This window comes from Thermogemmatispora argillosa, from assembly GCF_059696725.1.
The window spans coordinates 911,340-928,674 of the sequence record NZ_AP019377.1 but is presented as its reverse complement, the minus strand read 5'-3'; the positions used below and the strand labels follow the sequence as shown (position 1 = coordinate 928,674).

Below are 17,335 nucleotides of genomic sequence, written 5' to 3'. Positions count from 1 at the left end.
CCTACGAACTTGGCTGCAAAGGCATTACCTATATGCGCGACGGATCACGAGTCGGAGTGCTTTCCCATATCGAAGAGAAGAAACCGGAGCAACAGCAGCACACGGCGGCGGCCCAGCCGCCCACATCAACGGCCCAGACTGGCCAGGAGCAGCCGCCGCTGCGCAACGAAAGCAAGCCTGAGCAGAGTGCCGGCCACGGGCCAATGATCAAGCCACCGCCCGAGGTCCTGCACGGCTACACGCGCAAGATCCGCGCCCCCGAAGGCAAAGTCAACGTTACCATCAACAGTGACGAGCACGGCCCACTAGAAGTCTTCGTCAATGTCGGCAAGGCCGGCAGCGACATCCTGGCGCTGGCCGAAGCTCTAGGGCGCCTGATCTCACTCATCCTGCGCATTCCCAGCCCACTCTCGCAGGTTGATCGCATGCGCGAAGTCGCCGAGCAACTACGGGGCATCGCTGGCAGCCGCTCTGTCGGCTTCGGTATCCAGCAGATTCGCTCCCTGCCCGACGCCGTAGCAAGAGCACTGGAGCTGCATCTAGAGATGCTCGAAAGCGGCTCGAACACGCCGGCCTCTTTCCATCACCAGCCGCAGAGCGAGAGTCAGAGCAACAGCGCGGGCGAACCATTGCGCCTCGGCTACCTCAACGTCACTGGCAACCTGTGCCCGCAATGCGGCTGCAACACGATGGTCTATGAAGAGGGCTGTCGTAAATGCTATAGCTGCGGCTATAGCGAATGCTAGCCTAAGCCAGCCGCCGAACAGGGCCGCTCGCCTTCCTGCCTGAACTGGCCGCGCCAGGAAACAGCTAGAGCCAAAAAAGGCAAGCCAGCAAAAAAAGAGAGAGGGGCGGAAGACCTCGCCTGTGGAGGGAGGATCTCCGCCCCTCTCCTTTGTCTTTTCTCTCTGCAGACCGTTTCACGCCATGCCTGCAATACAGCCCGGAGCCAGCGAGACAATCCAGAGCAAGTCAGGCTCCCCAGGCCATGTCTGCCTTCCGAAGATGCTTCCCACACGCATGGCAAGAACAGAGGAAACACCCAGGCAAAGCAGCGCCCAGATGTCAGACCAGACCTGGTCCAGGCCTGACCATAGGCCATGACCTTGACAAGATCAGGCCTGGCCTGTACCTCCTCTCCTCCCCCGCATTCGGCTGGGTGAGCCTGGCTGAGCTTTCCCTCCCTTCTCGTCTCCCGCGAGCCGAGCCGTCAGATAAGAGCTAGACATGCAGGAAGTAGAAGAGAGGAGCGAGCACCAGCGTGATTGTACTCAGCAACTTAATGAGCACGTGCAGCGAGGGACCAGCAGTATCCTTGAAAGGATCACCAACAGTATCGCCGATCACGCTCGCCTTGTGCGGCTCGCTCTTCTTGCCCAGAACAATCCCTTCGGGATCATCGGGCGGAACAATCTCGCCTTTCACATTCACGCGCAGATAGCCCGCCTCGATATATTTCTTGGCATTGTCCCAGGCGCCACCGCCATTATTCAAGAAGAGCGCGACCACAATACCGCCCATCGTAGCCACCATCAACAGGCCGGCAGCCGCCTGCGGGCCGAGGATGGCGCCTACGGCAATCGGAGTCAAGACCGCGACTGCGCCAGGCCAGACCATCGCGCGCAGAGCGCCTGACGTGCTGATGTCCACGCAGCGAGCGTAATCGGGATCGACCCGCTCATCAGGGTTCTCGGCCATAATGCGCGGATTCTCGCGGAACTGACGGCGCACCTCCTCGATCATGCGTCCGGCGGCCTTGCCCACGGCGCGGATCGCCAGCGAGCTGAAGAAGAAGATCAAAGCGAGACCGAGCAGGCCCGCAATGAACGTGCTCAAATTGGCCAGATCGACGCGATAGACCGACGGATCGTGACGGAAGCCATAGAGAACATCCAGATAGGCACTGAAGAGCAAGAAGGCGGCCAGAGCGGCGGAACCAAGGCCGTAGCCCTTCGTCAAAGCCTTCGTCGTATTGCCGACGCTGTCGAGCGCATCCGTAATGGCCCGCACCGACTCGGACTGGCCACTCATCTCGCTGATGCCGCCGGCATTATCCGTAATCGGACCGAACGTATCCATCGTCAGGATATAAGCGCAGCTCATCAGCATACCGACGGTGGCGACAGCCGTACCGAAGATCCCACTGACATTAATAGCCCCGAGCGTAGCCAGCGGGATATGCACCTGGCTACCGAAGAAGTAAGCCAGGCCCAGAGCGGCACTGATGGCTAACACAGGCGGGACGATGCACTCAAAACCCACCGTAATGCCGCTGATAATCGTCGTAGCAGGGCCGGTCAGCGTCGCCGCAGCGATCTCACGCACCGGGCGCCAGGTCCCGGAGGTATAGTACTGCGTGATAAAGACGAAGGCGATGCTCAAAGCAATGCCGACCGTACCGGCCAGCGCGAACCAGAGCCAGGCGGGCAGGCCATAGTTCGCCGCGACATTACTCTGTCCGAGCAGCAGATAGCAGCCCAAGAACATGCCGACGAGCGAGAGAGCACAGGTAATATAGTAACCGATATTCAGGCGCTGCATAGCAATCTGGCCGGGATCGCGGCCAGCCGCCTTCTCAGGTTCAATCACAGCCGAAGCTCGAACCGAGAGCACACCGATAGCCGAAGCGATCAACCCGAAAGCGCCCAGCACAAGCGGGAAGAGCATCCAGCCGACGTTGCCTGTGGCCTGATAGAGAGTAGCCCCCAGGATCATCGTACCAATATTCTCGGCAGCCGTCGACTCGAAGAGATCAGCACCGCGCCCGGCGCAGTCACCCACATTATCGCCGACCAGATCGGCCACCACCGCCGGATTGCGCGGGTCGTCCTCGGGAATATTCGCCTCAACCTTGCCGACCAGATCCGCCCCCATATCGGCAGCCTTAGTATAGATACCGCCGCCGAGCTGGGCGAAGAGGGCCACAAAGCTAGCGCCGAAGCCAAAGCCAACGATCAGCGACGGCGTTGTGGCCGGACTGGACAGGCCGCCAAAGGCGGTGAAGAGCAAAGAGACACCCAGTATCGAAAGCGCTACCACCAGGAAGCCAGAGACGGCCCCCCCGCGCAGGGCCACGACCAGGGCTTCGCCCAGGCTGCGGCGCGCTGCACTGGCGGTGCGGCTATTGGACTTCACGGCAACATACATGCCTGTATAGCCCGAGATACCAGAGCAGAGCGCTCCCACCAGGAAAGCGAGAGCGGTGTGCCAGGCCAGATTGAACCGATCAGCCGCTGTCCCCTGGCCAAGGAGCGCCAGGGCAGCTGCTACTAAGACAGCCGCCACAATCGCTAGCAATGCGATAGTGCGATACTGCCTGTTGAGAAAGGCGGTTGCGCCGGAGAAGATGGCATTCGCGATCTTCTGCATTGAAGGCGTACCTGTATCTCTCCGCAGCACGTCGTTGATCAAGAAGGCCGCAAACAGCACGGCAAGAAGTCCCACAACGATGGGGACCAAGATGTAAGAGACCATTCAACCTCCTTGGAAGGCAGATAGTGTCAATACCAACACCCAGCTCAAACAAAGTGAGGCCAGAACAATCTGGCGATGGCCGTGACAGCAGGAAGTAGCAAGGCCCTGGTGCGGGCGGACTGACGATGCTAGCAGTAGAACATTATTCTTATTTATCATATTATCCTGTCTTTCGTCAAGTTTGAAAAATAGCTAAAGCTGCCTCTAAGCTGGCTCTGAAAGACCCTCACCAGGCCCACACAGCGCCCTTCGCTTCACCTTCACCGGGCCCGCCCGTAACAGCTATAATCGATAGTTAACCCTGTAATGAAATAGCAAAAAAATGCAGCCATGATCAACCTCCTCTGACCGGGCTGAGTGGACAGGCTAGAGGCTTTGCTCATGCTCAAGACGTCCTGCCCTTACACGGAGGGTAACCATACCTGGTCTGTTCCTGCTCCAGCCGCAGACGGCCTCGCGCCTGGGGTCGCTCCACGTAGAGAGAAGAAGAGAAAGGAAGGAACGTGCCCAGCGGATAGACCAAAGGAGCGCTTGCATAGCGAGGCCAGCAGCAAGCTGACGGGGAGTATCTGACCTGCCTCTCCCAGAGAGAAGGAGGCGAAGAGGAGAGAACGAGTAGGGATCGGCGAAGCCGCCTCCTCGCTATGATAAGCGGCAACGCCGACGCTGGACGCCTGCCTGCACCTCACCGATCCCCTGCTTCATTCCTCATGCGGAGAGGGCCTTGCCGTCTCCAGGGCGCGGGACTTGAAGGCCCCTGCCTGACGCTTACCACGGCAGGCAGAGCCAGGAGGAAAGAGAGGCAACCGCCCTCAGAGCGGCATGTACGGCCCGCTGATGCGCTCGAAGCGCGGGCGGTAGCGAGTTGGGTGGTAGTCATCGGGATCAACGCGCCGCGGCGGCTTATCCTTGCCAGGCAAATCGGTGTAGATCACCTTCCCCTCGCGATAGCCGACCATCGCGCCCTGAATACCCTGCTCCACCAGGCTCATCGCCATATTGGCGAAATAGATAGCCATGTGGCGATCATAGACATCCGGCTCACCGCTGCGCAGAATGTAGGTCAGATCGATCGGCAAGAAGCGCACACCGGGGAGCCGCTCGCTCAGCTGACCGGCGAGAAACTCAGCTACGTTAGCCTTCTTGCGATGGCCATAGGCATCCGCCGGGCCGACCTCCGGCACTGGCATGCCCAGATTCGCCCCTTCCGAGAGGACCACGATCGAATAGTGATTCGGGTTATTGCGCCGATCGCTGGCTATCAACTCAGCCAGATGATCGATATTGGCCGGCACCTCGGGGATCAGCAGGCGATCGGCCCAGGTCACAATAGCCGTTTCCAGGGCAGTGAAACCGGCATCGCGTCCAAAGAGGCGGAAAAGCGCTGTCTCGCTGTGGGAGCCGAGAGTCGAGCGCAGGCGCCCGATAAACTCACTTGCACGGTTGATGGCCGTCTGGAAGCCGATGCAGTAATCAGTGCCAGGAACATCGTTGTCCATCGTCTTCGGAATTCCCCAGACCGGAACTCCCTTCGCCGCAAGCACAGCCCCGTAGCTCAGCGTGTCATCGCCGCCGATGACGACCAGGCCATCCAGGCCCAGAAACTCGATATTCGCCAGAACCTCATCAGTCAGATCCAGGTATTCCTGGGCGTCGCGTCCTTCGCCGCGGTGCTTCAAATGCTCGGGCAGCTCGCTGACGCGGACGCGTGCAGGGTTCGTGCGCGTTGAGAGCAAGATCGTCCCACCCTGGCGATCGATCGTGCGCGTATTCAGCCGACTGAGCGGCATCAAATAGTGATCGTCCCAGGTTTGCGGGTCGTCGGCGCGGAAGATCTGCTCATCGCGCGCGCGGTTGCGGTTGAGGAAAGTGATGCCTCTCCATCCGTAGCGGAGACCGATGATCTTGATCCCCAGTGTCTCCGCCCGATAGACCAGTGCTTTGATGGCGGCGTTCAGCCCCGGTACATCGCCGCCGCCGGTTAGGACGCCGAGCGTACGCACGGGGCTTTTGATCTGTCCTGGCATGATTTCCTGTCCCTCCTGAGTTCCTAGGGATGCTAGGGATGTTTGCCTTTTGCAGTATCTCATAAACTACGGTTCTGGTAAATAGGTGACTGACCATTGGCAAAGAGGGCCGACGGTTCGAGACACGTCAGGGCAGGGGCATACATAGGCGCTGGCCCGCCCGGCTGACCAATGAGAATGAAAATGAATAGGTGGAAGCGCGAGCGACCAGCAGCGCGTTGGCTTGCCTTGACAGTCCCGCGCTCCAGATTGTATGGTGATAACAGCCATTTCAGTCACTGGTGCCTTCTCGCAACACCACCGTTTTACCCATCGATTAGAGGAGCATTTGTCATCCTATGACTCAACAAGCATCCGCCACGCCCATTAAGGTGAACTTCCATTTTGATCCGCTTTGTCCCCTGGCCTGGCGTACAGCGCTCTGGATGCGTGAAGTGCGCAAAGTGCGTGCGGTCGCTGTAACCTGGCGCTTCTTCAGTCTGGAGATCGTCAATCGCAAGGAAGGGGCGCAGCCGAACTATGAAGATCACGGCTGGGCTGGCCTGCGCACGCTGGCACTGGTGCGGCGTCGCGAGGGCAATGAGGGAGTGGAGCGCTATTATCTGGCTCTTGGTGCTGCCCAGCATGGCCGCCGTGAGAGTATCTCGGATGCGGCGGGGGTGCGAGCTGCCCTGCAAAAGGCAGGCTTACATGCGGGTTTGGTTGATGAAGCGTTGGCTGACGAGTCAACCATTCGTGAAGTTCAAGCTGATCATCAGGAAGCGGTTGAGCGCTACCACGCCTTCGGCGTCCCGACTATCGCTCTCGAAGGCTCGCACGTGGGCTTTTATGGTCCCGTGATTATCGAGGTCCCGCGCGGCGCTGAGGCCGGAGAGTATTGGGATCATTTCTACTGGGCCCTGCGGCAGCCGAATCTCTATGAGTTAAAGCGCGATCGGGCCGGCGTCAAACTGGAGCCAATCGCTGAGTAGCAGCGCATCGGTCTGGCTTCGTGGCGCAGCGATCCGCGCCGCGCCGACGCACTGCAGGTCTGCTGATGCGGGTTCGAGAGACAGGCTCTGCTCGCTTGAGGTGGCTAGCTGGCTGGCTGGCCGGGCCTGTGCTTCTCGGACCTCTTTTCTTTTGCTTTCCTTTCCCTCCTTCTCTAGCGCCCCCGAGAGAGGTTCCTTCCGGTCTCTCTTGTTGCTCGCGTGTGGCGCCTTGGGCCTTGGTCCTGGGAGCTATCATCACTAGAAAAGGCTATAATATGGTACTATTCTGCTAATCAGCTCGTCTTACTAGGAAAAGCAGGCGCCAGAGACTACAATGGAACACGAACGATGCTGATAACTGCACGGAGAGCTTGGTCGTGATTTCTCCGCAACTGACTTTGTTTGGAAGAGGATGGCCTCTAGCACGTTTTCGCCTGACCTGGCGTCTGGTGGGGGCCCTGGTGTTGGCCCTGCTGGGCCTCTTCCTGGTGGGGGCTCGCTTCGCCATCTTTCTCTCTTCCTTGCCTCTCTCTGTCAATGCAGCGCCTCTGGTGATTCCAACGCTGCGCGAGTGGCACGGAGGCCTGGGGACCTTTACCCTCTCTGCTGGCGCGCGCATTGTCCTCGATCCCCCTGCAGCAGCTCGCTTGCGAGCGACGGCCCTCGTCTTTCAGCAGGATCTGCAGGCCGTCTCTGGTCTTCGTTTGCCTATTGTTACACAGGAAACCCCCAGCACTGGCGACCTCTGGCTTACATTGAAGAATGACGATCCAGTGATTGGAAGCGAGGGCTATGTGCTGGTGATTGCGGATACCCTGACGATCAGTGCGCACACTGAGGCGGGTATCTTCTATGGCACGCGCACAGTGCTCCAGATGCTCATGCAAGATCCGTTCAGAAGTCAACTTGCGCGAGGCATGGCGCGCGATTATCCCCGCTATCCTGTCCGTGGTTTCATGTTGGATGTGGGCCGGCGCTACTTTACGCCGGGGCTGCTAGCCGACTATATCCGGCTCCTTTCCTGGTTTAAGATGAACGAATTCCAGCTTCACCTCAACGACAACGCTCCGGGAGCCGGTGAGCGGCCTGATTGGCGGCGGCAGTATGCAGCTTTCCGCCTCCAAAGCGCACGTTTTCGCGGCCTGGCGGCGCGTGATGGGGCTTACAGTCGAGCTGACATCGCCTCTCTGCAAGCACTAGCCCAAACGCATGCTGTCACGCTCATCCCTGAGATCGACACCCCGGCCCATGATCTGGCTCTGACCCAATATCGTCCCGATCTAGCCAGTCCCCATGCCTCTAAAGAGTTCCTCAACCTGGCCAATCCCGGCTCTCTGCGCTTCGTTGAGGACCTCTGGAATGAGTTTCTACCCTGGTTTGCCAGCAGTCAGGTTCATATTGGGGCTGATGAGTACGCGCTCAACGATGCTGATCGCTATCGGGCCTTTGTCAATCGCCTGGCGGCCTTCCTCAGCAGCAAGGGCAAGACGGTCCGTATGTGGGGAAGTCTCTCGCTCATGAAGAGCCGCGTACCGGTAGCTCGTTCAATTGTATTAGACATTTGGAACAATCGTTGGGCCAATCCTGTGCAAATGGCGCGCGAGGGCTTTCAGCTCATTAATATGAACGACAATCTACTCTACATCGTACCGCGCGCAGGCTACTATCACGACTATCTTGATACGAAGACGCTCTACACGCGCTGGCAGCCCTTTATCTTCGATCTGACCGATCCTCATCTGAACCTGGCGCCCAACGACCCACATCTGCTGGGAGCCATGTTTGCCCTCTGGAATGATAAGCTCAACGTGGTCAGTGATGCCCAAATTGACGACCGTATTGAACCGGCGGTGCACGTGTTGAGCCAGAAGCTCTGGAGTGGAGAGACGCCCCTCCCCTATGGCCAATTCGTGCAGCTAGCCTTGCAGCTCAGCGCCGTACCGGGCACCCATCTACCGGAACCGCCGCTCCCCTTTGAATTCACGCCGCACCAGCAGGGGTACGGCCACGAAGGCCGCTCCCTGAGCAGATCGGAGCCTCTGGTAATGGGCACGCTTTGGAGGCGCCGTCTCTGAGCGCGGCCTGACGCGCCGCGCCGCGCCATCCCTCCGGCTGAATCAAAAAGCGCGGGCGAGTGGTCACCGTCCGGCGCGAGGGAGCATTTCTAGGGCCTGGGATGGCCGCTGTCTGGAATGTGAGCGGGGGACTGGCGTGTTTTCTTCTTTAGAAAGAGGCGACGTAGCCCTCTGCTGATGGTGCTCACCTACTGAACAGCATAGCAAGACAAGTCAGGCCTGCCTTCCGCGGGCAGGAGCGAGACCATGACCTATCCGAAGACGACGAAGGAGCGTCAGAACTCCTATCGTCGTTTTTTCTCCCGAGGGAGTAAAGGAAGAGAAGAAGAGCTATGCCGAAAACAAAGAATCGCCCTATCTCGCTGGGACTGTCTTCCTCCTGCACAGGCGACAACCAGCGTGTTCAGCATACAGAGACAGAGCATGACGCGCTCCCGCATGTTGTCATTGTTGGCGGGGGGTTTGGCGGCTTACAGGCGGCGCGTGCCTTGGGCAAAGCCCCGGTTAGAGTAACGGTCATTGACCGTACCAATCACCATCTCTTTCAGCCCTTGCTTTATCAAGTGGCCACGGCGGCCCTCTCGCCCGCCGATATCAGTGCTCCCATTCGCCATGTGCTCAGGCGGCAGCGCAATACGCGTGTACTCCTGGCCGAAGTCACGGGCGTTGACACAGAGGGCAAGCGCGTGCTCCTCGATGAGCGTGGTGAGCGGAGCATTGCCTACGATTACCTGATCATTGCCACCGGGGCCGGCCAAAACTACTTTGGTCATCCTGAGTGGGCCCGCTATGCTCCAGGCCTAAAAACCCTGGAGGATGCGACGCGCCTGCGACGACAGATTCTGTTAGCCTTTGAAGCCGCCGAAATGGAGAGCGATCCTGACCGGCAGCGCGCCCTGTTGACCTTTGTGCTCGTTGGAGCTGGCCCTACAGGTGTCGAGATGGCCGGCGCCATTGCCGAGCTAGCTCACAAGGCACTGGCCGCCGACTTTCGGAATATCAATCCCCACTCGGCGCGCATCATCCTGGTCGAGGCTGCCCCGCGCATCCTGCTCTCCTTCCCCGCTGAGTTAGCCGAGAAAGCGCGGCGCGCCCTCAACCGCCTGGGCGTCGAGGTACGTACCTCTGCGCCTGTGGAAGCCGTTGATGAGAATGGAGTGGTAATCGCTGGCGAGTATCTGCCAGCGAAAACCGTCATCTGGACCGCCGGGGTTCAGGCTTCACCTGCAGGTCGCTGGCTTCAGGCCGAAGTTGATCGCGCCGGACGCGTCAAGGTCAATCCCGACCTCAGTCTACCTGGCCACCCGGAAATCTTTGTGATCGGTGATACGGCTCACGTCGAGGAAAACGGTCAGCCCTTGCCTGGCCTGGCGCCAGTGGCCATGCAAGAAGGCCGCTACGTTGCGCGCGCCATTCTCCAGCGCTTGGCCGGTCGCGAACCTCCACCCTTCCACTATATCAATAAAGGGAACCTGGCGACCGTGGGGCGGGCCTGGGGCTTGTTGCAGATTGGCAGATTGCGCTTGACAGGCTTCCTGGCCTGGATCTTGTGGCTGACGGTCCACATTTTCTACTTGATCGGTTTCCGCAACCGCGTCCTGGTTCTCTTTCAATGGGCGTGGGCCTATCTCACCTTCCAGCGTGGTGCTCGCCTGATCCTCTACCCGGAGCGCGCCAGCAGTCGGGAAGCGGTGCCGCTGGCAGCTCTGGACTGACAACAATCGCTTTGCTTCAGCCGGGGCCGCGGTTCGCAGGCGACGCCCATCGTTGAAAGAGATCGACAGACACGGCGGTCGATCTGGGGGCGTCGTCTGCCGGTGCCGCTTTACCTGTTTCCATCAACGGCGGGCGTCTAGTGTGTAGGGCAGCGTGCCAGCTTGCAGTGAATGCCTGAAACCTGCTGGATCGCTGGTGCGTGTCCTCTCTGGAGAGTAGTCCAAAGCTTTACGCACGAACGCCTGAGTTTGAGGATCAGGAAAGGAAAGGTTGGGCATATGACGACGCGCACGCATAGCAGCGGTAAGACAACCTTTGAGGGCCAGCCGCGCCTGAAACAGCGCATGTACGAGATTCAGACGCCCCAGCAGGTGCGTCAACTTCCCATTGAGCTGCCCGAGGAGGCGCGTAAGCAGAGCATCGAGATGCTTAATCAGGTGCTGGCCGACTCGATCACGCTCTACCATCTCTACAAGAAGCACCACTGGCAGGTGGCCGGCCCGACTTTCTATCAGCTCCACCTCCTCTTTGATAAGCATGCTGAGGAGATCCTGCAGACCATTGATCTCATCGGCGAGCGTATCCAGACGTTGGGAGGAGTAGCCCTCGGCATGCCCTTTGATGTAGTCGAGCGCACCAACATTGAGCGTCCACCCAGTGGGGCCGAAAGCGTCCCCTCGATGCTGGCCCGCCTGCTGGAAGCTCATCGCACAGTCATCAAGGAGCTGCGTCAGGGGATTGAGCTGACAGAGCAATGCAAAGACTACGGCACTAATGATATGCTGATGTCTGACATACTTCGCATGCATGAAATGCATGTCTGGTTTATCTCACAGCATCTCGTCGATACCCCGCTCATAGGCGAAGACGGCACAGCCTGATCGCAGGCAGAAACTGCGGCTACTGCCTTAAGGCTGCTAACTGCTTGTGTCATACCAATAGCGCCAGCCTCCAAGCCGCCCTTAGAGGCTGGCGCTTGTATTATTGCCACTGGAGATGAGCGGGGGCAACGCCACCGGCTCCAAACACGCAGAGGCCCTGCTTGCTCTCGCGCGCTCCCGTGCCAACGCCTTGTTTCTTCTTCCTCGCCTGACTGGCCTGGCTTGCCGCTCTCTGCCTTCTGCCTTACGGTCCCGGCTGGGCGCTCCCTCTTTCCCATCAACGCGCTTTGTGCTATAGTATAACATCGCGTTATAATCCAATGCTGAGGCAAGCGAGCAAGACTTTGCCTATATTGTTGCAGGATTGCATCTATGTTCTACGATCAGGTCAAGATCTTTGTCAAAGCGGGAGATGGAGGCAGCGGAGCAATCCATTTTCGTCGTGAAAAGTATGTGCCGCGTGGCGGGCCAGATGGCGGAGATGGAGGGCGAGGAGGGAGCGTTTACCTGCGAGCCAGCGCGGCGGTCAATACCCTTATTGAATATCGCTATCATCAGCATTTCAAGGCTGGCAACGGGCAGCCTGGCAGGCGACAGCGCATGCACGGGGCCAGCGGTGAAGACATAGAGCTGATCGTACCCTGTGGCACCCTGGTCAAGGATGCCGAGACCGGAGAGCTGCTCGCTGATCTGGTAGAGGATGGCCAGCGCGTCATGGTAGCGCGTGGCGGGCGCGGCGGTTTGGGCAACGTCCATTTTGCCACGCCGACCAATCAGGCCCCGCGCGAGGCCCAAAATGGCGAGCCAGGTGAAGAACGCTGGCTCCTGCTGGAGCTGCGGCTGATCGCCGATGTAGGGCTGGTCGGCTACCCGAACGCGGGAAAATCGACCCTGCTCTCGGTCGTGACAGCCGCTCGTCCCAAGATCGCTGACTATCCCTTTACAACCCTGACGCCGAATCTAGGAGTAGTCCAGTTAGGCCAGGCCGGCAGCCCCGACCTGCTCAGCTTTGTACTGGCTGACATCCCTGGGCTAATAGAAGGGGCGGCGCAGGGGGCAGGCCTGGGCCTCGAATTCTTGCGCCATATTCAACGGACACGCCTGCTCATCCATCTCCTTGATGGAGCCTCCGAAAACGATCTCTGGGACAATTTTCAGGCCATTAACCGCGAACTGGAGAGCTATGATCGCCAGCTCGCGCGCCGCCCGCAGATCGTGGTCCTTAACAAAATGGACCTGCCCCAGGCGCGTGAGCGCTGGCCGGCCCTCAAGGAGCGGCTTGAGCAGGCTGGCTATCCCGCCTTTGCCATCTCGGCAGCCGCCCATCAAGGGACGACCGAGCTCATGCAGGCTGTAGCCCGGCGTTTGGAGGAGATCAAGCGCCAGGAGCAGCAGGATGCATTAGCGACCGAGCAGCCGTCACAAGGCCCCATTCTGCGACCAGTTCCCGAAGATGCCTTTACGATTAGTAAAGAGAATGGCGTCTTTGTCGTGCGAGGGAAGCGTGTAGAGCGCATTGTTAGCATGACGCGACTCGACAGCAGAGAAAGCATGGACCGTTTACAGATTACCCTGGAGAGGATGGGGGTGACGCGTGCTCTGGAAGAGGCAGGCGTCCAGGTGGGCGATGTGGTGCGCTTTGGCAAGGTTGAACTGCTCTGGGGTGAATAGGGAGCGTTGGGAGACAACCAGGGAAGCGGCGGCAGGGTGGGCCCTGCCGCGCGCTGCTGTCCCCTTGTCTTCAGCAGCGCAGCGCACCTCATCTTTTCGCTAGACCGGACCACAGCGCAAGGCACTGGGGCCAGACGACGCCCAGTCTATCCCTAGTCGGGGGCTGGGAGAACAGCGGCGCAAAGAAGGTGAGGGATAGCAGCCCAGCGACCTGAGCCTTGTCCCGCCAGGCTGGCATCTTCTGTAGGGGATCTCTGGTCTGACCGATTTCGCTCCTAATGCCTAGCTTTCTGTGCTATACTGTAAGACTGAAACAAAGAACATTCACAATCGCTCAAGTTCTTCTACTAGAAAGCCCGCGTAGCAAAGCGCGCTGTCATTATGGAAGAGAAGAGTGACCGCACAGATGGGTGAGACACTGAACATACTCTTTCGCACCCGCGCTGAGGGCGGCTTTGCCGTGGAGGTCCGGGATAGCTGGTCTGGGAAGAGTGTCAGCGGCGACTTCATTCCCCCGTTTACTCCGCGCTCCCTTACTACGCTACTCAAGCGCCTGGATCATCAAGAGATTGATGGTCAGGGGCAGCGTGAAATCGGAGAGCGACTCTTTGCGGCCCTTTGTGGAAAGCAGCCCGGAGCTTCTGGGAGGGCTGGCGCTCGCCTCAACGGGATGCATGAGCAGGGTGAATCCGTAGGTGGCCTGCTGCATAGCGTGATTCAGCGGACCCTACGTCGTCGCGGCACAGTGGCGCTTACGCTCAGTTTTACGCCTGGCTGCGATGAGTTCATCCTCTATCCCTGGGAACTGCTGCACAACAGTGAATATTTCCTGGTAGCCACGGGCGTCTTTACGCTGACCCGCATACTGCTGCGTCCTGATGAGCCGGGAGGCTGTGAGCTGCCTGTCCATCCCCCGTTGCGCGTTCTCTACATCGGAGCGGCCCCCGCAGACTGTGAGCCGCTAGAGACCGAGCGTAGCTATGATGCTCTGCGCCGCGGTCTTGCACCTCTTATCGAGAGTGGTCAGTTGATTCTCGATCGACTAGAGCCATGCACCTTTAGCGAGCTGGTGCGCTATCTGAACGCCTATGGAGGTGCTGGCATCCTTGACGATAGCGAAGTACAGATTCCCTGCTACGTCGTCCATTTTGACGGCCACGGTGACTACGGGCGTGTCTGCCCGCGTGAGGAGTGCGGGGCTTTCAATGAACCTGATCAGCGGCGCTGTCGGGCCTGTGGTACCTCGTTGGCCCGCGTGAGTGCGCAGACCTATCTCTGCTTCTGCGATGAGCAGGGGAAGCGCTGCTACATTGATACGCACTCGCTGCGGGAGCTGCTCGTCACCAGCGATGTGCGTCTGATCGTATTGGCGGCCTGCGAAACGGCGCGCCTGGAGCGCGAGCGCTCCCGTCAGCGGCAGGTCGCTCTTGACAACTCGCTAGCCACCGCGCTCGTCACGGCCCAGATCCCGGCGGTTGTGGCCATGCCCTTCTCATTGCAAGACAACCTCAGCCCAGTCTTTATCTACCATTTCTACGAAGCCCTGGCCACCGGGCGCACCCTGGAGGAAGCCCTCTCGCGGGCGCGTCATGCCTTGCTCTCCCCTCATCACAGCGGCTGGTTTATCCCGGTCCTCTATCGGCATGCCAGCCCTGGCTGTGAGGAGCCGGTCCCGCTGCTGGTTCAAGAAGAAGAGACTGAGGAGCGCGACCTTTTCCTGACGAACTTTCCTGTGCCCACCTGCTTTGTAGGCCGTGAGCGTGAGATTCAAGAGCTAACCCAGCTCATCACGACAGCCGCACAAACCGAAGAAGAACTCCCCAGCCTGCGCGGGCAGCAGCCACGTTCGCGTCTGCGCCAGATCGTACTGACTGGCCCGGTCGGCATTGGCAAAAGCGCCCTGGCTTTCGAGGTGGCGCGGCGTAATCGCGATAAGTTTCCCGGTAACGGGGGCGTGATTGGGATCTCGCTGCAGGGAGGCAAGACCTTCGCGGAAGCCGTGGTCGAGATGGCTCAGGCTTTTCCTGGCCTGGCCAGCCGCCTGCTATCAATACCGGATCTGCGTCAGCGAGCGCGCTATCTGCTCAATGCCCTGCATGCCCGTACTGATCGCGAGCTTCCCTGTTTGTTGCTCATCGATGGCTTTGAGGAGGTGACCGATCAGACTGAGTCAAAACTCTGGCTCCGGTTCCTTGGAGAGCTTCCCGAGCGCGTGGTCGTCCTGCTCACCTCGCGCTCGCATCCTGCCACACTGGGTCTACAGGAGGGGGCGGCCTGGCGCTGGTATGAGTATCCGGTTGGCAAGATGACCGATGAGGATCTCCTGCGGCTCTTTAGCGAGCTGGCGGCTCAGAGCGGTCTGGACAAGCGCATTCATCTCGATGACCCGGTTCAGCAGGAGATTCTGCGGGAGATCTGTACGCTACTGGATGGCTATCCGCTAGGGGCAGAATTGATCTTTGGGGCTGCCCGCTCTATTGGAGGTAAGGTCTTTACGCCCGAGGCTGCCACGCGCTCGCTGGAAGAGATTCGCGATGAGCTGCGCGAAACGCCGCTGGCCGGCATTTGGGCCGCCCTGGAAGTAGCCTATCTGCGTCTCTCGCCCGCGGCGCGCCTACTGCTCTCCTATCTCTCAGCTTTTCGCCTCCCCTTCGGCACCAACCAGATCGTGATGCTGATTGCTCCCCACAGCTCTGAAAGGCCGCCCCTCCATCTCTCGTTAACTCGTCTGGCCTCGCCTGGTGAGGCATCGGGAGACAGCGAGCGGACTGCTGGCAAGCCGCGTAGCGCTGGGACGGTCATACCCGATGAGCTTGCCAACAACTGGCGTGCGGCTCGCGATGAGCTGGTCCAGGCTTCATTTATGGGTTTCGATGGACGGGTCTACAGCATTCACCCGCAGGTCCGCAACTTTGCTCTCTCCTATCTGCCGGCAGAAGAACGGCGGCGGGTGCATCGGGTTGTGGCAGCCTATTACCTGGGGCTGCCTCATCTCAGCCCCGAGGAATGGTTTGCGGCCTTTGAGCACCTTGTCGGGGCTGAGGAGCTAGAAGAAGCGGTACGCACGGCGGTACGGGCCTCCTGGGCCTTGTGTGGGCGTGGCTATGCCTCCCAACTGCTGGCCATCCTGCGCCGTGCTGGCTCCTATGCGGTGCGCATCGAAGATAAGACAGGCGAAGGTCAGATTCAGTGCTGCCTGGGAGCCATTCTGCGTCAACTCGGTAACTATACCGAGGCTGTAGCCTGCCTGAAGCGCAGTTTACAACTTCATCAGGAGCAAAACCAGCAAGAAGAGGCCGCCTGGACCTTCTACGAACTGGCTATGCTGGCCTGTGACGAAGGTAACCTCAGTCAAGCTGCCGACTATGCTGCCCAGGCCCTGGCGGGCTTCGAGCGAGGAGGCAGCCACAAAGGCTCTGCCTGGGCCTTGCTAGTTCAAGGCGAGATCTTACGACGCTCTGGTCGCTATCGGGAAGCCCTCGCCTCCTGCCGCTCGGCTCTGGCCGAGCTGCGAGCCAGTGGCGACCAGGAGGGATGTGGCTGGGCCCTCCTCCAGAGCTGCCGGATCTGGCAGGCCCTTGCCAACTATGGAGAGGCTCAGGCTGCCTGCCAGGAAGCGCAGCGTCTCTTTGCCTCGCTTGGACTGCGGACCGGCAGCGCCTGGGCTCTCGCGCAGCGGGCGCTGCTCTCTCTGGAGGAGGCGCACCCCGATGATGCTGATCAGGCCACTTCCCTGGCGCTCGAAATCTTCCAAGAACAAGGAATGCGGCCAGGGGAAGGGCTGGCGCTCTGCATCAGAGGAGAGGTGCGCCGTGCCCTTGGCGATTGGGGAACCGCTCGCAGCTTCTACGAAAAAGCCCTGGCTATTTTCACGGGCCTGGGCAACCGTGTCGATCAGGCCCAGGTGCTCATCGCCTTAGGCTCTCTGGCACTCGCCGAAGGTGCTCTCCACGAAGCCAGTGAATATTTTGAGCAAGCACTTTCCCTGGCGCAAGAGCAAGAAGCGCGCCCCCTGACAGTCCAGGCCTTACGCGGCCTGGGTGATGCCGCGCGCCTGCTAAGGGCTTTCAACGAGGCCCAGACCTACTACGAGCAGGCTCTAGCGCTGGCGAGCGAGCTAGGAGCACCGTTAGAAATCAGCGCGATCCACCAGGGGCTAGGAGAGCTGGCCTGGGCCCTCGGGCAGCGCGCCGCCGCCCAACAACATTGGACCAGGGCTTTGCTGGCTGATCAGCGCCTTGAGCATCCTGCACGGCGCGCCCTCCAGCAGCGCCTTGAGGGCCTTCTTTCTGAAGAAGCGGATCAGACAGGGCCAGATGATCAGCGCGTTCAGACCGAGTCGCTGCCACCCACACCTCTCATTCTGGCCAATGAAAGGACTGACCCGGCCTCAGAGGCTTCTTGACCCCAAGAAGGCCGGGTCGGCCAAGCTACTGTTCACCTGCCTGCCTTTACCTGCTGCCCTTCGCTGGCCCAGCCGGCTAGCCCCTTATCTCGGCCGGCAGTCAGGCGCGGACCTC

At 59.8% G+C, this 17,335-nt stretch carries 9 protein-coding genes; 7 read left to right on the top strand and 2 right to left on the bottom strand.

The features are described from left to right. Positions 1-32: 32 nt before the first annotated feature. Entirely contained in the window at positions 33-746 is a 714-nt protein-coding gene (locus AC6H1L_RS03635; RefSeq protein ID WP_497601500.1) for a TSCPD domain-containing protein, read from the top strand. 475 nt (positions 747-1,221) lie between these two features. On the opposite strand, the gene AC6H1L_RS03630 is transcribed toward AC6H1L_RS03635, so the two are convergent. Together AC6H1L_RS03630 and AC6H1L_RS03625 are read right to left on the bottom strand one after the other, a co-directional pair. Then, the gene (locus tag AC6H1L_RS03630) at positions 1,222-3,474 is read right to left on the bottom strand and encodes a sodium-translocating pyrophosphatase (protein ID WP_497600190.1); all 2,253 of its coding nucleotides are present in this window, start codon (positions 3,472-3,474) and stop codon (positions 1,222-1,224) included. 812 nt (positions 3,475-4,286) lie between these two features. Then, the gene (locus tag AC6H1L_RS03625) at positions 4,287-5,501 is read right to left on the bottom strand and encodes a 6-phosphofructokinase (RefSeq protein WP_497600189.1); all 1,215 of its coding nucleotides are present in this window, start codon (positions 5,499-5,501) and stop codon (positions 4,287-4,289) included. A 338-nt stretch (positions 5,502-5,839) separates the two neighbouring features. Here AC6H1L_RS03625 and AC6H1L_RS03620 point away from each other — a divergent pair, with 338 nt between their 5' ends. The 6 genes from AC6H1L_RS03620 (at position 5,840) to AC6H1L_RS03595 (ending at position 17,220) form a co-directional block, all read left to right on the top strand. Beyond that, a complete protein-coding gene (locus AC6H1L_RS03620; RefSeq protein WP_497600188.1) occupies positions 5,840-6,472 on the top strand; it encodes a mycothiol-dependent nitroreductase Rv2466c family protein in 633 nt (210 codons plus the stop codon). 377 nt (positions 6,473-6,849) lie between these two features. Next, positions 6,850-8,547, top strand: coding sequence for a beta-N-acetylhexosaminidase (locus AC6H1L_RS03615; RefSeq protein ID WP_497600187.1), 1,698 nt, complete (start codon positions 6,850-6,852; stop codon positions 8,545-8,547). Positions 8,548-8,879: 332 nt separating this feature from the next. After that, complete coding sequence (locus tag AC6H1L_RS03610) at positions 8,880-10,262, top strand: NAD(P)/FAD-dependent oxidoreductase (protein ID WP_497600186.1); 1,383 nt, start codon at positions 8,880-8,882, stop codon at positions 10,260-10,262. A 279-nt stretch (positions 10,263-10,541) separates the two neighbouring features. Then, positions 10,542-11,144 carry a Dps family protein gene (locus AC6H1L_RS03605; RefSeq protein WP_497600185.1) on the top strand — a complete coding sequence of 201 codons (603 nt, stop codon included), beginning with the start codon at positions 10,542-10,544 and terminating at the stop codon, positions 11,142-11,144. Between the two features lie 372 nt (positions 11,145-11,516). Next, complete coding sequence (obgE, locus tag AC6H1L_RS03600; protein ID WP_497600184.1) at positions 11,517-12,815, top strand: GTPase ObgE; 1,299 nt, start codon at positions 11,517-11,519, stop codon at positions 12,813-12,815. A gap of 406 nt (positions 12,816-13,221) precedes the next feature. After that, a complete protein-coding gene (locus AC6H1L_RS03595; RefSeq protein ID WP_497600183.1) occupies positions 13,222-17,220 on the top strand; it encodes a tetratricopeptide repeat protein in 3,999 nt (1,332 codons plus the stop codon). Positions 17,221-17,335 lie beyond the last annotated feature (115 nt).

What these genes read in the sequence shown, in the direction of transcription:
- AC6H1L_RS03635 (WP_497601500.1), top strand. Translation starts at nt 33, where the DNA reads ATGCGCGACGGATCACGAGTCGGAGTGCTTTCCCATATCGAAGAGAAG.
- AC6H1L_RS03630 (WP_497600190.1), bottom strand. Translation starts at nt 3,474, where the DNA reads ATGGTCTCTTACATCTTGGTCCCCATCGTTGTGGGACTTCTTGCCGTG.
- AC6H1L_RS03625 (WP_497600189.1), bottom strand. Translation starts at nt 5,501, where the DNA reads ATGCCAGGACAGATCAAAAGCCCCGTGCGTACGCTCGGCGTCCTAACC.
- AC6H1L_RS03620 (WP_497600188.1), top strand. Translation starts at nt 5,840, where the DNA reads ATGACTCAACAAGCATCCGCCACGCCCATTAAGGTGAACTTCCATTTT.
- AC6H1L_RS03610 (WP_497600186.1), top strand. Translation starts at nt 8,880, where the DNA reads ATGCCGAAAACAAAGAATCGCCCTATCTCGCTGGGACTGTCTTCCTCC.
- AC6H1L_RS03605 (WP_497600185.1), top strand. Translation starts at nt 10,542, where the DNA reads ATGACGACGCGCACGCATAGCAGCGGTAAGACAACCTTTGAGGGCCAG.
- obgE (WP_497600184.1), top strand. Translation starts at nt 11,517, where the DNA reads ATGTTCTACGATCAGGTCAAGATCTTTGTCAAAGCGGGAGATGGAGGC.
- AC6H1L_RS03595 (WP_497600183.1), top strand. Translation starts at nt 13,222, where the DNA reads ATGGGTGAGACACTGAACATACTCTTTCGCACCCGCGCTGAGGGCGGC.